The organism is Bacteroidia bacterium (assembly GCA_023228875.1).
Lineage (GTDB): Bacteria > Bacteroidota > Bacteroidia > NS11-12g > UBA955 > JALOAG01.
Window position 1 is genome coordinate 509347 of sequence record JALOAG010000001.1, and the last position, 19798, is coordinate 529144.

General features: G+C 36.9%; 17 protein-coding genes. 13 read left to right on the forward strand and 4 right to left on the reverse strand.

Translation table 11 applies throughout. The annotated features are described in order from the left end of the window. Nucleotides 1–65 precede the first annotated feature (65 nt). The 12 genes from M0R38_02415 (at nt 66) to M0R38_02470 (ending at nt 12560) form a co-directional block, all read left to right on the forward strand. Complete coding sequence (locus M0R38_02415; protein MCK9480597.1) at nt 66–2543, forward strand: TonB-dependent receptor; 2478 nt, start codon at nt 66–68, stop codon at nt 2541–2543. Between the two features lie 163 nt (nt 2544–2706). Further along, nucleotides 2707–4689, forward strand: a complete 1983-nt coding sequence (locus M0R38_02420; protein ID MCK9480598.1) for a DUF542 domain-containing protein — start codon at nt 2707–2709, stop codon at nt 4687–4689. Between the two features lie 9 nt (nt 4690–4698). Next, nucleotides 4699–5505, forward strand: coding sequence for a DUF2249 domain-containing protein (locus tag M0R38_02425; GenBank protein ID MCK9480599.1), 807 nt, complete (start codon nt 4699–4701; stop codon nt 5503–5505). Nucleotides 5506–5508: 3 nt separating this feature from the next. Beyond that, a complete protein-coding gene (locus M0R38_02430; protein MCK9480600.1) occupies nt 5509–6804 on the forward strand; it encodes a cytochrome C oxidase subunit I in 1296 nt (431 codons plus the stop codon). Further along, a complete protein-coding gene (locus M0R38_02435) occupies nt 6801–7124 on the forward strand; it encodes a metal-sulfur cluster assembly factor (GenBank protein MCK9480601.1) in 324 nt (107 codons plus the stop codon). Before M0R38_02430 ends, M0R38_02435 begins: the two co-directional genes overlap by 4 nt. A 3-nt stretch (nt 7125–7127) precedes the next feature. After that, the gene (locus M0R38_02440; protein ID MCK9480602.1) at nt 7128–7562 is read left to right on the forward strand and encodes an Rrf2 family transcriptional regulator; all 435 of its coding nucleotides are present in this window, start codon (nt 7128–7130) and stop codon (nt 7560–7562) included. Between the two features lie 191 nt (nt 7563–7753). Continuing rightward, a complete protein-coding gene (locus M0R38_02445) occupies nt 7754–8302 on the forward strand; it encodes a cytochrome C oxidase subunit II (protein MCK9480603.1) in 549 nt (182 codons plus the stop codon). Nucleotides 8303–8318: 16 nt separating this feature from the next. Next, nucleotides 8319–9761, forward strand: a complete 1443-nt coding sequence (locus tag M0R38_02450) for a cbb3-type cytochrome c oxidase subunit I (protein ID MCK9480604.1) — start codon at nt 8319–8321, stop codon at nt 9759–9761. Nucleotides 9762–9775: 14 nt separating this feature from the next. Beyond that, nucleotides 9776–10483, forward strand: a complete 708-nt coding sequence (locus M0R38_02455) for an SCO family protein (protein ID MCK9480605.1) — start codon at nt 9776–9778, stop codon at nt 10481–10483. 281 nt (nt 10484–10764) lie between these two features. Next, a complete protein-coding gene (locus tag M0R38_02460) occupies nt 10765–11073 on the forward strand; it encodes a cytochrome c (GenBank protein ID MCK9480606.1) in 309 nt (102 codons plus the stop codon). 225 nt (nt 11074–11298) lie between these two features. After that, nucleotides 11299–12123 (forward strand): bifunctional molybdenum cofactor biosynthesis protein MoaC/MoaB, encoded by an 825-nt coding sequence (gene moaCB / locus M0R38_02465; protein ID MCK9480607.1) that lies wholly within the window; start codon nt 11299–11301, stop codon nt 12121–12123. Between the two features lie 14 nt (nt 12124–12137). Further along, complete coding sequence (locus M0R38_02470) at nt 12138–12560, forward strand: hypothetical protein (GenBank protein MCK9480608.1); 423 nt, start codon at nt 12138–12140, stop codon at nt 12558–12560. Nucleotides 12561–12564: 4 nt separating this feature from the next. Here the strand turns inward: M0R38_02470 and M0R38_02475 are convergent, their stop codons facing one another. After that, a complete protein-coding gene (locus tag M0R38_02475; GenBank protein MCK9480609.1) occupies nt 12565–13071 on the reverse strand; it encodes a hypothetical protein in 507 nt (168 codons plus the stop codon). A gap of 67 nt (nt 13072–13138) precedes the next feature. Continuing rightward, on the reverse strand, nt 13139–15067 hold the full coding sequence (locus tag M0R38_02480) for an LTA synthase family protein (GenBank protein ID MCK9480610.1): 1929 nt from the start codon (nt 15065–15067) through the stop codon (nt 13139–13141). A 169-nt stretch (nt 15068–15236) separates the two neighbouring features. Here M0R38_02480 and M0R38_02485 point away from each other — a divergent pair, with 169 nt between their 5' ends. Then, the gene (locus M0R38_02485) at nt 15237–17396 is read left to right on the forward strand and encodes a cation:proton antiporter (protein ID MCK9480611.1); all 2160 of its coding nucleotides are present in this window, start codon (nt 15237–15239) and stop codon (nt 17394–17396) included. 26 nt (nt 17397–17422) lie between these two features. Here M0R38_02485 and M0R38_02490 read toward each other — a convergent pair whose 3' ends face one another. Both M0R38_02490 and M0R38_02495 read right to left on the reverse strand, forming a co-directional pair. Continuing rightward, on the reverse strand, nt 17423–18700 hold the full coding sequence (locus M0R38_02490; protein ID MCK9480612.1) for a glycosyltransferase: 1278 nt from the start codon (nt 18698–18700) through the stop codon (nt 17423–17425). A gap of 6 nt (nt 18701–18706) precedes the next feature. Further along, a complete protein-coding gene (locus tag M0R38_02495) occupies nt 18707–19759 on the reverse strand; it encodes an NAD-dependent epimerase/dehydratase family protein (protein ID MCK9480613.1) in 1053 nt (350 codons plus the stop codon). Nucleotides 19760–19798: the final 39 nt, after the last annotated feature.

The following is a 19798-nucleotide window of genomic DNA, read 5'->3' on the forward strand; positions in this document are numbered from 1 at the left end:
AAAGCTTATGTGGTAAACTTCTTTTCAAACACACCATGCTTTTTCATTTTTAAAAATTATTTAAAATGAAAAAGTTAGTATTAACAATTGCAGTCCTAATTCCGCTCTTTGCTTTCGCGCAAACTAAGGACAATTATCAAATTAGTGGAAAAGTGCTTTCACCCGAACTCAAATCTATGGAAGGAGTGTCGGTTCTTGTTACATTGCCAAATGGAGGCTCCTCAGGAGGAATCACCGATCAACAGGGTAATTTTAGTGTGCCAATCTCTGCCGAAAAGCAATCTAAATTATTTGTCAGGTTGTCTTTTGTGGGGTTTAACAGTATCTATGACACACTGAATCTTGCGAATTTAGCTAACGGGAAAATATATTATATGCAGCCGGCATCCAAAGATTTAGAGGCTGTCAATATCACAAGTTCTATAATCGCAGACCCTAATGCGCCTATAGCAAACCAAACCTTAAACAAAGCCGAGATACGAAAAAATAATCTTGGACAAGATTTGCCTGTATTGTTAAATGCAACGCCCTCTTTGGTTTTTACAACAGATGCAGGGGCGGGAGTTGGTTACTCTGCTTTAAGAATCAGAGGTTCAGACCAGACTAGAATTAATGTAACGTTAAATGGGATTCCTCTCAATGACCCCGAAACACAAGGGGTGTTTTTTGTGAATATGCCCGACTTCGCTTCGTCTGCTTACAGAATTGACATCCAACGCGGGGTTGGTGCTTCTACTAACGGAACAGGAGCTTTTGGAGCCAATATTAATCTTGAAACATTCAATCGCAGTATGAGTCCTTCTTTTGAAATCAATAACTCTTTCGGATCATTTAATACCCGAAAGCATACTGTTGCTTTTAATACAGGATTGATTAATAACCATTGGAAAATGTCTGGGCGAATGTCAAGAATCTATTCAGACGGCTATATTGACCGTGCGTTTTCTGATTTGAAAAGCTACTACATAGATGCGTCCTATCGCTCAACCAATCAAAGGTTTACGTTGGAAGCCATTCATTTCGCGGGAAGTGAGCGCACTTATCAGGCATGGTGGGGTACGCCTGAGAGTCGTTTTACTGGTGATGTTAATGCCATGAATGATTATGCGGATCGCAATTTTCTTTCTCCAACTCAAAGACAGAATTTGTTGCACTCAGGCAGGACATATAACTATTATGAATATGATAATGAAACCGATAATTACAGTCAAAGCCACTATCAACTGCATGCAAATTATTTATTTAACAAATACTTGAAATTGTCTGTTAGCGGGTTCTACATTAGAGGGTTGGGGAATTTTGAACAGTCTATGCCTGCACAGCGATATGAAGATTATGGTATTGAACCTTTTGTACAAGGTGCTGATACACTTGCGACTACTGATTTGGTGCGAAAGCTATGGTTAGACAATCACTTCTTTGGCTCTGTTTATGGCTTGCATTATCAGAACAATAAGACTATTGTGCAGTTTGGTGGAGGGTTGAGTCGTTACTTAGGAGATCATTATGATGATGTGATTTGGGCTGTAATTGCAGGTAATATGCCCAAAGACTACCGTTTTGCTTCAAGTTATTCTGTAAAAAATGATGTAAACCATTTTGTAAAAGTTACCCGGAAAATCAATGATAGATTCAGTGTTTATGCTGATTTGCAATTTAGGTATGTAGCATATAAGGCGGATGGGTTGGATGATAACAGAGTACCTTTTGCATTTGACAAGCAGTTTGCGTTTTTCAACCCTAAAGGAGGTGTTAATTACGCGCTAAAGCACAATCAACGTCTGTATTTTTCAATAGCAAATACAAAACGCGAGCCGGTTCGAATGGACTTCATTGAGTCTGCACCGGATGTGCCCAAGCATGAGAGTCTGACTGATTATGAATTTGGTTATCAGAAACGAACAAAAAAATATCTGTTGGATGTGAATTTATATTACATGGACTATATCAATCAGTTGGTGTTGACAGGTGAAATGAATGCGGTTGGAGGTTTGATTAGAAAAAATGCAGGTAAGAGTTACAGAGCCGGATTTGAACTGCAAGGGAAATATATTATTAATGATTATCTGAATGTAGGAGGAAATGTAACATTAAGCCGAAACATTATTAAAGACTACAAGGAAGTGGTATTTGATTGGTATGGTGTAATTGAAGAACAGCATTTTGAATATAAAAATACTCCGATTTCTTTCTCACCTTCGGTAGTGTCTGCTGTCTTTGCAGAACTCAAGTTTAAATCGTTTACGGCAAATGTTACAGGAAAATACGTTGGGTTGCAATATCTTGATAATTCAGGAATGAAAGAGAGTGTCTTATCGCCCTATGCTACCGGAGATTTCCGACTTGCATATAAACTTCCCGGCAAAAAGACCGAATCTGAAATGGTGTTGATGGTGAATAATTTTACCAATCAATTATATGCAAGCAATGGCTACACCTATAAGTATTATTTGGGAAGTACGGATGCATTTTACAGTGATAAAATGGTGTATCCCCAAGCCGGCATTAATTTCTTATTGGGCTTAAACATTCGTTTCCAATGAATTGAGGTAAAGACGTGTCTTGAAAGTTGGGAAGCTCCTCAACTCGGGGCTTTAACCAATTGTGATTGATTTTGTATGCGTAAAAATAAACGCACTCAATTACTTTTATTTAGAATAATTCTTAGTAATTTCGTGCCCTTCAATCAAACACACAAATTCTGCCATGGATAGTTCAACCGAAAAAATTCTTATAGTTTCTGAAATAGAACCAAGATTTAAACATTCAACTGTTTTTCAATATTTTGATGATTTAATGGGAGGAGAGAGTTTTATACATCAAAACGATCACGATCCTAAGCCTCTTTATTACCAGTTAAAAGCAGATCATGGAGAGACATTTACATGGGAGTATTTAGCAGAAGGACCTGAGGTTTGGAAAATAAGAATAGGGAAACACAACACTAAGCCGGCAGCTACCTCAGACGAAATTGTGCTCAACGCAACCCTTATTGAACCGCAATATAAGCATGCCACTATTTTTGCGCAGTTTGATAACCTGAGAGAAGGTCAAAGTTTTATTTTGCAGAATGACCACGACCCGAAGCCTTTGCATTATCAGTTGCTACAAACACGTGGCAATGTGTTTAAATGGGAATACTTGGAGGAAGGTCCTCAATGGTGGCGCATTAGAATTACAAAACAAGCACCCAAGCAAGGGCATCCTGCATTGAGTAGAGCCGAAAATGGTGAGTACATTTTAAATGCTACCTTGATTGACCCACAATACAAGCATGCCAGCATTTTTGCTTTTTTTGATGACCATAAGGAAGGCGAGAGTTTTATATTGAAAAATGACCACGACCCCAAACCGCTTTATTATCAACTGCAACAAAACAGAGGAGATATTTTTACTTGGGATTATCTGCAAGAAGGTCCTGAGTGGTGGGTTATCAGAATAGCTAAAAAGAATTTTCAACACCAAGATTCAGCTCAACAACATGAAGAAGGGGATGTTTTAGATGCAACCCAGTTGCATCCTTCCGTTAAGCATAGTAAGATTTTTGAAAAGATTGACAGCTTGAAACCGGGAGAATCTTTTATTCTAAAAAATGACCATGACCCTGTTCCGCTTTATTATCAGTTAGAACAAACAAGAGGGAAAGAATTTTCATGGGAATATGTTGAGAAAGGACCTCAATGGTGGCATGTGCAAATTGGAAGAAATGAAGAATTGAAGTCTGAAGGTACATCCGCAGCGAGCAATGATGATGAAAATAAACTCGATGTAACCCAGTTGCCTCCTGCACGGAAACATCCAACCATTTTTGAAAGATTTGATGCTTTAACCGGAGGTAAGTGGCTCACTATTTATAACGACCACGACCCTAAACCTCTCTATTATCAGTTAATGGCAGAGCGGGGAAATATTTTTACATGGGAGTATCTTGAGCAAGGTCCGCAATGGTGGATTGTGAGAATTACTAAGAGGAAAACCGGAGAACAAGATGAAACGCTGGGACAAATTGTTACAAAGGATTTTAGAAAAGCTGTTGTTTTTGCTAAGTATAATCTTGATTATGGTTTCTTAGGTAAACAAACAGTAAAAGAAGCCTGTGCGGAAAAGGGTTTGGATGTAACATTGGTTGAACAAGAACTTCAGCAAGTTGAGAAGAATATTGGAAATTCCGTCAGACCATTGCCTTACAATGATTGGAATATAGATTTTCTTGCAGATTACATTGTCAATACACATCATTCATTCATTAAACAGCTTGTGCCGGATTTGCGTACTGCTTCCAAAAATGTGTTGAGTCAACATGTGGCAGCGCATCCTGAATTGGAACAGATTCATGCAACGGTTGATAAGTTCACACATGCATTACTCGCACACTTGCAAAAAGAGGAAACCATTCTTTTTCCTATGTTGAAACAATTGGTGCATTCACATTCAACAGAAGGGGCAGTATTTGATACGGTTGCAGAACCTATCAATATGTTTGAAATGGAACATGATACTTACAAAGAATATCTAACAACATTGCGTGAATTGACAAATGATTATACATTGCCAAGTGATTCTTGTGCCAGTTATGAATTGATGTATAAACTGATGCAAGACTTGGAGGCTGATTTGATTGTTCATGCACACTTAGAGAACAATATTTTGTTTCCAAAATACATTGAATTAGAAGGTAAATCAAAATAGAAAAATTTTATGCAGATCAATGCTTCAACCAAAATTTCCAAGATTCTAAAAGAACATCCCGATGCTTTAGATGCTATCATTAGTATTTCTCCTAAATTTAATAAACTCAAAAATCCTTTGCTGCGCAAATTAATGGCAGCACGTACATCAATCAGCATGGCAAGTAAAATTGGAGGAGTGCAGGTAAACGATTTTTTTGAAAAGCTGAAACCATTGGGGTTTGAAATTGACGAATCTATTGTTGAACAAAATGAAGCAGAGTCAGCTGCTATGCCGGATTTTATTAAAAATTTAACTCCTCAAAACACTGTTGAATTAGATGTGCGACCCATATTGGATGAAGGAGGCGATCCACTCAATTTAATTATGATGAATGTCAATAAATTAACTTCAAATCAAGCACTTAAAATCATCAATACTTTTGAGCCTACACCTGTCATAATGATTTTGGAAAAACGTGGTTTTGTTGCTTATACCGAAGTGGTCAACGAAAATGTAGTTCATACATATTTATATAAGACCGGTGATGCAAATGAAGTCAAAGCCGAAGTGAAAACAGATGCAGCAGGTTGGGAAGAGATGCTCGTAAAATTTGCAAATAAGATTGATGAAGTGAGAGTCGAAAAGTTAGAACCGCCATTGCCAATGATGATGGTGCTTGAGGCTTGTGATAACCTGAAAGATGATAGAGCGGTTTATGTCTATCACAAACGTATTCCGGTTTTTTTGTTGCCGGAGTTGCAGGAGCGCAATCTGGACTACAGAATCAACGAGATAGAAGATGGAGATGTCAGAATTTTAATTTTCAAGAAATAGCAGATGTTTGCTTCTCCCTTCGATACAAATCTTGTTAAAACCACTTCTTACAGGGTTGTGCTGCCGTTTTATGCGTATGCAGCCATTGCATTTTTAGTAGCAACAGTGTTGCTACTTTTTTCTGAAGCTCATTTTTTGGGACATTATTTTCAATTTAATATTTTGGCAATTACACATTCAATGGCATTGGGTTGGGGTACGATGATTATTTTGGGAGCAAGCCATCAGTTAGTGCCGGTACTGATAGAGGGAGAGTTGTATAGCAATCGCTTGGCTTATATATCATTTGTATTAGCCGGCTTAGGAATCCCAATACTTGTTTATAGTTTCTTTATGCATGAATTCGGGCTAACTGCTGAAGTGGGTGGAAGCCTCGTGTTTGCGGGATTGCTTGCTTATTTCATCAATATTACTTTCAGTGTCCTAAGGAGTAAAAAGAGAAATAGCCATACTGTCTTTATCTTTACTTCAATTGTATGGTTATTAATTACCGTGGGTCTTGGGTTGTTGCTAATCTTTGATTTTCGTTATAGCTTTTTGATGTATGATGCCACCCATTATTTGCCGTTGCATGCACACTTTGGAATAGTCGGTTGGTTTTTATTGTTGGTGATGGGCGTGGGCTCAAGATTGATTCCTATGTTTATGATTTCAAAATACGCTAACAAAAAGTTATTGGGAGTCATTTGCTTTTTAGTAAACATAGGAGTGGTAACATATACCTTCATATTCCTCTATTTTAATACGATAAAATGGTTGCTTTTTTTGCCGGTAGTATTGATATTAACCGGCTGTGTCATGTTTATTTATTATTGTATTAAAGCATATAAACAAAGACTTAGAAGAAGGGTAGATTATCAAACACAATTTGCAATTCTTGCCGCTATTATGTTTTTAATTCCCATTGTTTTGCTTTTTGTCATTCTCTTTAGTTCTATGCTTTATTCCGAAGTGCCTTTATCGGTAGTATTGACCTATGGATTTATGATTTTCTTTGGCTGGATGACGGCAATAATCTTGGGTATGACATTCAAAACATTGCCGTTTATTGCTTGGAATAAGGCATATAGAAAACGCTCCGCAAGAGGTAAAACACCGAACCCTAAAGATTTATTTAGTGAAAAAATATTTAATCTGATGGGTGTTTCCTATTTGATTGGATTGTTCATTTTTGCAGTTGGAATCATGTTGGGGCTAATCTTGTTGATGAAAATAGGAGCTGTGTTATTGTTGATTACTGCGGTACTGTATAATATGAATGTATTTAAAGTTATGAATCATAAACCGATTGAATTATGAATGTTACAACAAATAATGAAATAAAATCTACGATTGCGCTTGCGGGCTTGCAATATGTGATAGATCCTGAAATCGGACTCAATATTGTTGATTTGGGCTTAGTCTATGACTTAAATTTTGATGATGAAGCACAGAAAGTATTGTGTACAATGACGCTTACGACTGAGTTTTGTCCAATGGGTGATGCCATTGTAGGGGATACTACTTCATCGCTTGAAGCCTCATTCCCTGGCTATGCCATTGAAGTTAAATTGACTTTTGATCCGCCTTGGAGTTATGATGCAGTGTCAGAGCAAGGAAAACAATATTTAGGAATGTAATTTATGTTAAGTGTAACTTGTCAAGTAGCTTTAAAGGCTGTAACATACATAGCCTCAAAATATGAAAAGAGGAATAAAAAGTCAGGGATAAAAGAAATTGCCATGCAAATTGAAGAGAGTGAACACACCATTGGCAAAGTGTTGCAAAAATTGGTAGCACTAAAAATTATCAGTAGTACAAAAGGTCCCAATGGCGGTTTTTTTATTTCGAAGGAGCAACATCAGCATCCAATCATTCTTATAGTTAAAGCAGTAGAAGGCCAGGACTTTTTTGATAATTGCGGTCTTGGACTTGGTATGTGCTCAGACACACACCCATGTCCTATTCACGAAGAGTTTAAACCGGTGCGCGAGGCATTTAAGGAGTTTAGTTTGCATAAAAAGATTGGGGATTTGTATCCTGACTTGAATGACGGCAAGACCTATCTGGTGAGTTAATCCTAGTTATATTTATGTTTTTGAATTTATAAGTTGTTAAGCAAACGTGTGTTAGTAACTTGTGCGTAAGTTGGTTTTTTAATAAAGGACAAGAATGTCCTTTATTGATACGTTTGCGAAGTCTTTACAGAAACAATCAAAGAAAAAGAATTTTTTTTCAAATATTAATCCAAACAAAATTTAAATTAACAATGAAAGGACAAGAGTTAGTTTTAGCATTATTCCTGGTATGTGCTGTGGCGATTTCCTTGATTTCCTATATGATTTATAGAAGCACCAAGCACGCAGCTGAGGAAGGAGAGGGAATAAAAAATCCATTACAGAAGAGATTCTATTTTTTACTGTTATGGGGTGGTGTACTCATTATTCTAATGTCTGTAACCATACCCAAATCCCCTTACTTTATGTATAAGGATAGTAATCCCGAAAAAGTAGTAAAAGTTGAAGCAATGCAGTATGCTTTTATCATGAGTGATGAAACTGATAATGCGTCAATAGAAGTGCCGGCAGGTAAGATGGTCGAGTTCAGAGTAACGAGTATGGATGTAACACATGGTTTTGCAATATACAATCCCAAACACGAATTGGTTACTCAAACTCAAGCTATGCCCGGATATGTCAACCGATTGAGATGGGTATTTGATGAACCCGGCAAATACGATATTTTGTGTACGGAATTTTGCGGAATTGGACACGCTACACAGACAGGGTCTATGCGTGGTGAATTTATTGTTAAATAGTTAAAATAAGAACATTATGAATTTATCTTTAAAAAGAATTACATCTACTTGGATTATCACAATACTTTTATTGTTTTTTACTGCCATTATCTTGGGTATAACTATGCGGTTTAACCAAGGAAAGGTTATTAGTATAGATGATGGACGATTTTATGGAATCATGACTACACATGGATTGACAATGGTTGCCATTTGGGCTGTTGCAGGTATGGTAGGAGTGCATTATTTGCTCAATAGATATTTGAAAATTGGCGCAGGTCTGAGTGTGTTTGCTTTTGTAATGACTGTTATTGGGGTAGTGATGTTTTATATTTCGACTTTCCTTGGTAACTTCCATGCAGGTTGGACTTTCTTATATCCTTTGCCTTTTTTGAATTCATTTGCTTGGGCGTCATGGGCGACTCCATTGTTCTTCTGGAGCTTGGCAGTGTTAGGAGTTGGATGGTTGGTGTGGTCGGTTGGATTGCTTGTTGCAATTTTTAAAGAATATTCTCTGAGTGAGACTTTTGCTTGGCAGCATTTGTCAAAAAAAGAGCCTAAAGTCCAAACACCTCCTTTGGTGCTGATCTCTGCAATTTCTCTCGTAGGTGTTGTATTGTGCTTGCTCACTGCGGTTGTGATTTTGATTTTGTCTTTTGCGGAATTGTATTCTGACGGAAAATTTGTCAATGATCCTTTGTTGATGAAGAATCTAATTTACTTTTTTGGTCATACCATTGCAAATGAGTCTCTGTATTTAGGGTTAGCAATTGTGTATGAACTGCTTCCGGAAATCAGTGGTCGTCCAAAGTACAAGACTACATGGTATGTTTCATTAGGTTGGAATTTTACTTTATTATTTGTGCTTACAGCATATTTCCACCATCTGTACATGGATTTTGTACAACCATTGGGATTGCAAATGTTTGGTCAATTTGCTTCTTATTTTGCAAGTATTCCATCTGCGGTAGTAACAATAATCAGTATCATTGTGTTGCTATATGGGCATAGAATCAAATGGTCTATTACCAATTTACTGTTCTTTATCGGTATTACAGGCTGGATTATTGGTGGAATCGGGGCTTTGATTGATTCTACAATCTCCAATAATATCTTTTTGCATAATACACTTTGGGTGCCTGCACATTTTCATACATATAATGCCTTGGGCAATGTATTGTTAATTTTGGGTTTCTTTACTTGGGCAGCCAATGAGTTTTCAGGTAGCAATACAGACCCAATGCGCAAGTTAAAGTTAGCATTGATAATAATTGGCGGTTTTGGATTTGTATTAATGTTTTATTGCGGTGGAGCAGAATCAATTCCAAGAAGATATTCTGTTTATCCTGCCGAGTTTACGAGAGGTGCAATGTTTGCCGCAGCTGCTGCATGGTTTGCAATAGCATACCTGTTGGGGATGTTGCTTATCTTTGTAGATATATTTAAAAAGTGTACAAAGGTCTTTTCCTCTTCTCATTAATAATCATTTGCTCCTTGAGTTTGTTTGCTCAAACTCAAGAATATAGCCTTGCAGAGGAGGATAAACTATTCACCAAGGTCGAGAACGTTCAAATACTTACAACGACAGGGGACAATATCAAACTATCTGCATTGTATGAGCGTGAACCAGTTATTCTTGCTTTGATATTTACACGTTGTACGGGAGTTTGCTCACCTTTGATTCGCAATCTACAAGATAATTTAGCAAGGCTTCGACCCAAAGAACAATTCAAAATTTTAGTAGTGAGTTTTGATAGTGCAGATAAGCCCACAGACATGGAGAATTACCAAAAAATGTTGAATGTTTACGCAGACAATAAGTGGATTTTCGGAGTTACAGAAAACATTCTTGATTTAACAGGATCAGTTGGTTTTTATCCACAATGGGATTCAGTATCTCGCCAATTTGAGCATGATGCATTGTTGGTTGGCATCAATGGGAATGGATATATAGTTAAAAAATTACTTGGAATAAGAAACGATAACTCTCTCAATGGTTTGATAAAAGCCATCAGCAATGAGTTTGTAATATCATATCCGCTACCTCGCAAGAATGCACTATTTACGTGTTTTACTTACGACCCTATAACAGGAGAAAGAAAGCTCTCATTAGGTCTCCTTATTTTATTAATACCTGCAGTCGGAACCATTATACTGCTGTTTTTGATTTCAAGACGTAAAAAGGGAAATACAGCATTGTAGGTTTAATATCCCCAATTTGTAATAGAAATAAATTATATTGTATTTCATTATAAATTAATTCAATATTAAGTGATGTAAGAGAGTTTGACAATGCAACATTACTATCATCAATAATTTAATTGGTACTGATTTCAATGACATTTATCATATAAGAATGTGATAAATGTCATGTTTGAAATTGATATAAATCATGGTTTGCAGTTTTTGGGATAGATTAGTTTGATTCATTCAAATTGAATGGAATTGTTGAAATGATTCGTGTTTATTAATATTAGCAATCTATGAAAACTGTTTTTCAAGTAAATAAGTCTGCTAAAATAAGTAGTGTTTTATTGTTTCTTATCATGCTTGGAATTTATCATCCCAATCATGGACAAAACGGAGAAGAGATATTTGCAAAAAATTGTGCATCTTGTCATACAATAGGTAGAGGTAGATTAGTGGGTCCGGATTTGTTAGGTATAACAAAAATTAGATCCGCAGATTGGTTACTTAAATGGACAAGGTCGTCCCAAACATTAATTAATAAGGGCGATCCGGATGCAATTGCCATATCGCAGGAATATGGAGGATTAATCATGCCGGACTAGTCGCAATTATCGGAAAATGATGTTAAAGTTATCTTTGCTTTCATAGCAGGAAAAGGAGATGTAAGTTCTGAAAAAAATTCTGTTGAGGCTACAATTGTCAATGAATCTGATCAAGCTACCGAGGATGATATTCAAAACGGGAAATTAATTTTTGAGGGAGTTATACGGCTTGAAAATCACGGTCCTGCTTGTGTTACATGTCATAATGTGAATTATAAAGGGGTCATAAAGGGAGGGTTGTTAGCGAAAGATTTGACAACTGTATTTAGCAGAATGGGAGGAGATGCCGGATTATTTGCGGTAAAGCGCACTAGTGATTTAATCCCTGATTGTCATCCTTTGCCTATTGAGTTTACAGCGGTTCGGTATGAGGTTTCCGCACTAGAAATAAAGATTGAAATGGAGGTGCACACCATCTATAAAACAGGTGTTGAAGTTGAGGCAATGCACGGAGTCTCTGTTGTTGCACTAACTATGTATGATATGCTAAAACCAATTGATAGAGGCATTGAAATTACATCAATCAAATTGCTGCAGAAATCAGGAGGGAAATCGGATTTCCAAGATAAGTCTTATGCAACATTGAAAGCGTCTGTCATTGTGTGTTCCGATAGTATTGCATCCGGACAAAAAGAAGATAAAGCAGGGCAAGCCATCATTCATAAACTTAAGGAGTGTGGAGTAGAAGTTGCTGATTATATTGTGATTCCTGATGAATTTGAGCAAATTCAACAGAGAGTTAAATTATTAAGTGAACAAAGCCAACTTATAATACTTACCGGAGGAACGGGATTGTCTAAGCGGGATGTGACTCCTGAAGCTGTGCGCCCTCTCTTAGAGCGCGAAATACCCGGTGTAATGGAAGCAGCACGAAATTATGGTCAAGAACGTACGCCCTATTCTATGTTGTCACGTGGAATTTCCGGAATGATAGGCAATACGCTCGTTATGACACTGCCCGGCTCAACAAAGGGCGCAAAAGAGTCCATGAATGCCTTATTCCCATCAGTTTTGCATCTGTTTAAAATAGTTGATGGCGCACAACATTAAAAATAGTTTCTGTGATGTCAGACCAATCTGAATTAAAAAAAAGACTGCGATATTTTCGTTTGATTGTCTATGCGCTTTTGCTGGCCTATATCTGGATTCAATATGAATATCGTTCCGGAAACTGGGATTATGACAATGGTCAGATTAAAGTGTCCGGGAAAAATGTAAATGGTAAAGATGAAGGAACATGGGTTTGGTATTATGCTAACGGGAAAAAGCAAATGCAAGGAGATTTCTTAAAAGGTAAAAGAGTAGGACGATGGATTATTTGGGATTCTATAGGGAATAAGATCAGTGAAGTGCAATATGTGAATGATAAACTTAATGGTGAATTTGTCAGATGGTATTCAAACGGAAATATTGCAAGCAAAGGTCTGTATAAAGATGATAAGGTAGTTTGGGTTGAGTATTTGCATCCTGATGGAACGCAACAATGAAACTCTATTCGGGTAGCTCAAACTCAGTTTCCCACTTTTCTCCTGAGTTGGTATTAATCAGATTGATTTTTAAAAAGGATTCATCCCCCTTTTTATAATATGTCCTGCCTTCTACGATACAGTAGACTTCAATCTCGGCATTATTCTTCTTTTTGATTTTGTCGCCTTTGCGAGGCATAAAAGGATAATGAATAGTGATTTTTTCATCTTCGGTTAAAACAAGTTTGAGTGCGGTTTTGAAAATGATTTCTTCAAACTTCTCAGCTATAATTTCATCACTCAACTTTTTTTTGACTTGTGTTGAAATTTGGTTTGACCAATCAATGAGACGTTCTATTGATTCTAATTTTAGCTGTTCTCTGATATAGAATGGGAAAGGGGAGCGGATATGCAGATTGCCTGTAAACCAATAATTAAATGCAGCCTCAATCATTTCTGCTTCAATATGCTTTTGATTTTTGAGCTTTATTTTGAGTTGAGAATGCATAGGATAAATATTCAAATGGGTCATTCAAAGATAATAAAGATGGGCACTATGAAATAAATATTTTTATTTCATAGTGCAATAAGCTTCCCTCTTACTCCAACTTCGTTTTGTTTTGTCTGAATAACCAGTCTGCGGTTTGTGTTTGAGAAAATGCGTATTGCCTTAATTGTGTTGCGATTTCAGGGTGTTCCTTTATGAAATTTTTGCTGTGAGGTTCTGATTTGCGATATAAATATTCGTTGCCGGAATAGTAATATATATACAGCCATTCATCATTTAGTGCCGTGAGTTTGTCATCGGATGAAAAATAGATCATATCGCGCTTGACATCAAAAGGTGATACTCCCAATGTATTATTGATATAAGGCAGTTTTAGGATGGACATTAAATATGGAAATACATCAATTTGTTGCATAAAACTATGTACTTGAGTCGCTTGTGTTTTGCTTGGTTGATATATGATAAATGGAATGTGTTGATAATTGATGGCAAAACCTGAGATTTGTTCACCAACATTGAGTCCGTGATCGGCAATGAAAAGGAAAATCGTATTGTCGTACCAAGTTTCTTTGCTGCATTCTTCTAAAAATAACCCAATTGACCAGTCTGCAAAGTGAACAGCATCAAGGCTCTTGTCATTATATTTGATTTTAAAGTTTTTGGGAATGATATATGGATCATGATTTGAGCTGGTGAGGATGGTAGCAAAAAAAGGTTGGGTAGTGGAGGAGAGTTGTTGATGTGCAAAGGTGAAAAGATAGTCATCTGCTACTCCAAAGGGTCCCACTACTTTTTCTTTGTCATAATCTGGTTGGCTATATACTTTGTCAAAAGAGTTGAAAGACAGGAATGAACCTAAATTGTCAAAACTCTTGTCATGGGTGGTAAAAAACATTGTTTGATAACCATACTGTTTAAGAGTATAAGGAATTCCACTGTATTTTCTTAGCGGAACCGTACCCATTGGGCGTGTTCGCTTGATAGCAGGAAACCCATAGAGGGTTGAAAACACTCCATTGTTTGTATGGATTCCTGCACTATACATATTCGTGTGCATGATTCCTTTTCTACTCAAACTGTCTAAGTTTGGTGTAAGCCCTTGTGTATTCCCTCCAAATTCCATGTATGCAGCACTCATACTTTCCATGATTACTAAGATTACATTTGGTTTAGAAATTTGCAATTCGCCTTCACTCGCTCGCGCAATTGGTGAAAGTGAGTCAATTGGATTTGTAATGTTGAGATATTGTTTTGTTAATTGAATGGCCTGTTCTTCATCCATCAGATTGGCTTTTGCTTCATAGCTTTTGATTAGAGTAAAAATTGGATTCAGTGCAAGTTGGTTTACCGTAGTATTGTCAGAAAAAAAGGCATCGCCCTCTTTGAGGGGATGGTCAAGACGACCACGCATGCCTAAGAATGTGAACACAATGAGCACAATACTCAATGTGAATCGCATTAGAAGTGGCAGATTATAGGGGTGGTTTGTTGAATTTCTCACCCATTGCACTCCAATTTTATAGAAAGAATAAATGAGTCCAATGCAAAATAAAACAGCTAAAATCAGTGTAAGTAAGTGGGTTGTGTTTCCTGCAAGCATATCAAAAACAATGGCAGGATTGCTTAACCACTGAAATGAAGACTCAGTAAGCTTATTTTTAAAAAACAGGAAGTATGGAATGTCTGCAACGGTTAGAATTATCAATATGGGCAGACTGATTATGTAATAGAGTATTGTTGATTTAAACAACGCTTTTTGAGCAACCAAATTAGCGACCCACAAAGAGCAGAGAAATAATAGGATAGGAATAGCGCTGTAAAATGAAATCACAAACAAGTCAAAGGGAAGCCCATTTGCAAAAATCTTTGCTTGCGTGTCAGACGAAATTGCTGATTCTTGGTTTGCTATTAATTGAATTAATATTGCCCTTGATGCAGTAAAAAATAAAAGCACAAACAGCCCAACCAGCAAAATAAAATAAAGGTGCAGAGTTGAAGTGCGAAGCGTTTGTTTGTTCATGAATCATGCAAAAGTAAAAGAAATTTGCAGGTCTCTAATATTTCAATAAAAAGAGAATTTCTCTGTCGAAACAGAAAGATAGTCGGAATTTTTCGCAATATTTGCCGACTCAACTATATATAAGAAGGGTTTTTATCAAGTAGCAGGAGTTGAAATTATAGCATGAATAATGGATTTTAGGGAATATTTTAAACATATCATACAGCAATTCAATCTACCCTTAGAGAGTCCTATCCTCGTGTTTTCGCTAATATTATTAATTATCTTGCTGTCGCCTGTATTATTAAGGAAACTCAATATTCCCGGCATAATCGGGTTGATAATTGCCGGTGTAGTCATAGGTCCGCATGGATTACATGTGCTTGAAAAGAACTCAGCCATAGATTTATTCTCTACCATTGGATTGTTGTATATTATGTTTATTGCGGGTCTTGAACTTGATTTGAATGAGTTTAAGGCAAATCGCAATAAGAGCTTGCTGTTTGGTTTTTTCACTTTTGCTATTCCTCTTTCCATTGGCTATCCTGTTTGTCATTATTTATTGGGCTATGATTTTAACACCAGTCTTCTCACAGCGAGTATGTTTGCTACACATACGCTAGTTGCCTATCCTATAGTGAGTAAATTTGGTATTGCAAAAAATCAAGCAGTGGCTGTAACAGTTGGAGGTACAATTCTGACAGACACAGCGGTTCTGATTATTTTAGCCGTCATTTTAGGAAATAGTCAAGGAAGTCTTACGAGTGATTTCTGGATAAGATTAGGAGTTTCGCTCGTAATCTTTTCTCTCATTATGTTTTTGATAATACCGCGAATTGCCAAATGGTTTTTCAAAAAATTAGAAAGTGAGAAACATTCACATTATATATTTGTTCTATCGGTTGTGTTTTTTGCTGCATTTTTAGCCGAAGCAGCCGGTATAGAGCCAATAATAGGTGCATTCGTTGCCGGTCTTGCATTGAATACACTTATTCCAAATTCATCTGCATTGATGAATAGAATTGAGTTTATTGGGAATTCATTGTTTATACCATTCTTTTTAATCAGTGTGGGTATGATTGTGAATATCAAAGTGATAATGAGTGGACCAACTGCTTTGATTGTTGCAGCTACACTTTCTGTTGTTGCAATATTGGGAAAATGGCTCGGGGCATTATTCACACAGCTAATCTTTAAATATTCAAAAGCACAAAGGCAGTTGATTTTTGGTTTGAGCGGAGCACATGCTGCTGCAACGTTGGCTGTAATATTGGTAGGATTTCAACAAGGCATTATCAATGAAAACATTTTGAATGGCACCATTATTCTTATCTTAATTACTTGCATCGTTGCATCATTTGCAACCGAAAAAGCAGCGAAACAAATTGTGATTGAGTCAGAAAATGACCACTCCGAGATTCAAAAACAGAATGGGGTACACAATGAACATATCCTTTTGCCAATTTCAGATTTAGAAAAAATAGAGAAATTATTGGAGTTCTCGATTTTTATTAAAGATAAAAAATCAGCCAACCCAATTTCAATCCTCTCTGTAGTGTCCAATGATGATGAAGCAGAGGTGAATATTATTAAGACAAGAAACAAACTCGAAGCATTTGTAAAGCAAGCATCAGCATCAGAAACCAAAGTAAATGTCATCACTACCATAGATCATAACTCAGCGAGTGGTATCAGTAGAATTTCTCGTGAACTTATGGCGGACATTGTTACTATGGGATGGTACAGCAAGACGCATATCATCGATAAACTCATGGGAGAGAAATTGGAAAGTATTTTAAAGAATATTGACAAAACTGTCATGATTTGCCATTTTGGACAACCATTGGCTTTACACAAAAGACTTGTGGTTGCTGTCCCGCGTATGGCTGAATTTGAGAAGGGATTTGCGTTGTGGGTGAAAAAACTTGCCATGCTTGCGCAGGAACTAAGCATGTCGATTTTAGTGTATTGTTGTGAATCAACAGAAAGAGCAATAAAAAAAGTGTTTACCCAACACAAACTATCGCCTTCCTTACAATTCAAATCTTTTGTTGACTGGGATGATTTTCTCATCATATCAAAGGATGTCCGCAAGGATGATTTATTTGTTTTAATCTCCGCTCGTAAAGGTGCTACATCCTATATAGGAGCATTAGATAATTTGCCTTCAAAAATTGAAAAATATTTTGAAAAGAATAACCGAATCGTGATTTATCCTCAAGAGTATGATAGTGTGCCAATCGAACGATTTAGTGATATATCGGGAGAGCCTATTAATAAAGGTCTTGAAGCTGTACAGAAAATTGGTAAGGGTATTGGGTCAATTTTCAAGAAGCAAGATGAGGAATAGGGTTATTCCAAGCGTTTGAGCTGAGTTTATGAGTTTAAGATAGCTTTTGCGTAGTTAGCCCAACTGAGTTTTTCGCTTGATTTACTTATGTTTTGAGGAGGAATAGGGTGTGCAAGTGCTTTTAACATAACCGATGCCATATCTTGAATGTCTTTGTCTTTCGCTAAATAACCATTAAAGCCATCTTCTATTGTTTCGGGGAAATGTCCTACAGTGGTCGCCAAGACAGGTAAGTTAAAATTATATGATAAAGATTCTACGCCTGAGGGTGTTGCGGTTAAATAATACAAGACAATATTGTTGCTGACCTGAAAATATTTGTGTACGTCTTCATTAGGCACAAATTGGTTGTAGATAAAAACACTCTCTTGCATTCCAAGTGCATCTACGAGTGCAAGAGGATTGTAGTTTTGTTCATCATCAGTCTTTTTAAGAAATATCTTTTTAGCTAAACCAAATAATGTTTTCTTGATTTTGGACCCCAATGAATTCTTGGGTAGTGTGTTCCAGAATGATTCACCAACTATCAATAATGACACGTCATTTCTTTGTTTTCTGACTATGTCAAATGCTTGGATGACTTGGTGAAGCCCTTTGTATTTGCGGATAAACCCAAAGAAAAGAAAAACGTTTTCTTTTAGGTTCATTTCCTGCTTAGCTTTTGCAATATCAAAGTTCGGAACCGGTTTAAAGAGGTCATATACAGGGTGGTAAAGTTTGATTATACTGCGTTTTGGCGGTGTTGCTCTTGACCCGGTTTCGTTGATTTCAAACTGTTTTTTAGGCAACAATTCTTTTAATTCATTTGCGGTCTTATAGGCGTGGGCAATGTATGTGTGTGCATGGCTCAAGCCTAATTCAGAAAAGAATCTGTCTAATTTAGAGCCTTCCTTTTGAACAACTAAGTGGCAATCAATGATTAATTCAGTTTTCCCCCATTTGAATAATTTTTTAGTAATGTAACCCAGAGGTAAACCTTGAATGGCAATTGCCCATTGAAAAATCACTTTATCAGGTTTGAGTTTCTTAATAAAATTTACAGTCTTTTTCCATGACAATGGATTGTTGTAATTGGTCAAATAGGATACCTTTATTTGAGTTCCCTCTAATAAATCATGTTTGCTTGCTCGGTCTTTAAAATCACGCGGGATAATTGCCGGGTATTGCTGTGTCCAAGAAACAATATGTACTTCAGCCCCTTCTTTTTCAAGAGCTAATCCTAATGAGGTGTTGTAATTGGAAATTCCACCTTTGAAAGCCGGTCCCGGACCAAAGCATACTATTTTGAGTTTCTTGTCTGACAAGGGTTTTTATTTGTTCAATCGTTCAAGTGCTTTTTCATACACCCTTCTCATCCCTTCTTCAATTGAGATTTTGGGTTCCCATCCAAATGTGTTTCCAACATAGCTCATGTCAGCATATCGGGAATGTACTCCAACGGGTTTGTCTAATAAAGGTTTGATTGTGGGTGTGTATCCTGCAATATTGCAAAAGACTTCAATAATTTCAAGGAACGAGGTTAGTTTTCCGGAGCCGATATTAATGGCAGTTCCATCTGATATATTATCCATTGCCATCAGAATACAATCAATACAATCATCAATATGAACAAAATCTCTTCCTTGTTTACCGCTGCCCCATATCTCAAATGGGTTTTCTTTTGCAGCAGCTCTTGCTGCAATGGCAGGTACAGGATAGGTGAGGTCTTGATCTTCCCCATACCCTGAAAAAGGACGAATGCAAGCAACAGAAATGCCGTAATGTTTTGCCGCAATTTGTGCAAGGTATTCACCGGTTAATTTACTCCAACCATAAGTCATATCCGGTTGTCCAAGTCTCCCATTGAAGTTAATGTCTGATTCTTTCAATGCCACAGCATCGTTGACAGTTTGCATGTCTATCGGGTATGCAGCTGATGAACTTGGATATAGCACTCTTTCTGGTTTGTAGTTGCATATCCAATAAAACAATTCTGCATCAATACTCAAATCTAATGCAACCGCCATTGGGTCGCCATCTATTTTTGCTCTACCGCCTACAATAGCTGCAAAGTGATATACATCAGAAAAGCGGGGAAATCTAAACCCATAGCGACTGTTAATGAAGTCCGGGTCTTTTCTAATTTCATACAGGAAATCCCTAAAATCACCTTTTCTAAAAATCAGTCTTTCATTTGGTCCATAGATTCTTAAATCTTGTACCTCTCTCTGCAAAGGCTGGTCATGCCAAGAATCGGGCATTGGTGTTCCGGCTGAAAGGTCGTCAACTACGAAAATATAATCCTGTGTTGTTTTTAAAAGTCGTTTTACCAAGTTGCGCCCAACAAACCCACAACCTCCTGAAACCAAATGTATTTTAGACATGTGCTGTTTAGAAAAATTAGTGGTGCAAATCTATGTTTT

Bases quoted from the DNA above. Each gene is read 5' to 3' on its own strand.
- M0R38_02485 (MCK9480611.1), top strand. From the start codon at position 15,237: ATGGATTTTAGGGAATATTTTAAACATATCATACAGCAATTCAATCTA.
- M0R38_02415 (MCK9480597.1), top strand. From the start codon at position 66: ATGAAAAAGTTAGTATTAACAATTGCAGTCCTAATTCCGCTCTTTGCT.
- M0R38_02450 (MCK9480604.1), top strand. From the start codon at position 8,319: ATGAATTTATCTTTAAAAAGAATTACATCTACTTGGATTATCACAATA.
- M0R38_02445 (MCK9480603.1), top strand. From the start codon at position 7,754: ATGAAAGGACAAGAGTTAGTTTTAGCATTATTCCTGGTATGTGCTGTG.
- M0R38_02430 (MCK9480600.1), top strand. From the start codon at position 5,509: ATGTTTGCTTCTCCCTTCGATACAAATCTTGTTAAAACCACTTCTTAC.
- M0R38_02460 (MCK9480606.1), top strand. From the start codon at position 10,765: ATGAAAACTGTTTTTCAAGTAAATAAGTCTGCTAAAATAAGTAGTGTT.
- M0R38_02440 (MCK9480602.1), top strand. From the start codon at position 7,128: ATGTTAAGTGTAACTTGTCAAGTAGCTTTAAAGGCTGTAACATACATA.
- M0R38_02420 (MCK9480598.1), top strand. From the start codon at position 2,707: ATGGATAGTTCAACCGAAAAAATTCTTATAGTTTCTGAAATAGAACCA.
- M0R38_02435 (MCK9480601.1), top strand. From the start codon at position 6,801: ATGAATGTTACAACAAATAATGAAATAAAATCTACGATTGCGCTTGCG.
- M0R38_02470 (MCK9480608.1), top strand. From the start codon at position 12,138: ATGTCAGACCAATCTGAATTAAAAAAAAGACTGCGATATTTTCGTTTG.
- M0R38_02425 (MCK9480599.1), top strand. From the start codon at position 4,699: ATGCAGATCAATGCTTCAACCAAAATTTCCAAGATTCTAAAAGAACAT.
- M0R38_02495 (MCK9480613.1), bottom strand. From the start codon at position 19,759: ATGTCTAAAATACATTTGGTTTCAGGAGGTTGTGGGTTTGTTGGGCGC.
- M0R38_02480 (MCK9480610.1), bottom strand. From the start codon at position 15,067: ATGAACAAACAAACGCTTCGCACTTCAACTCTGCACCTTTATTTTATT.
- M0R38_02475 (MCK9480609.1), bottom strand. From the start codon at position 13,071: ATGACCCATTTGAATATTTATCCTATGCATTCTCAACTCAAAATAAAG.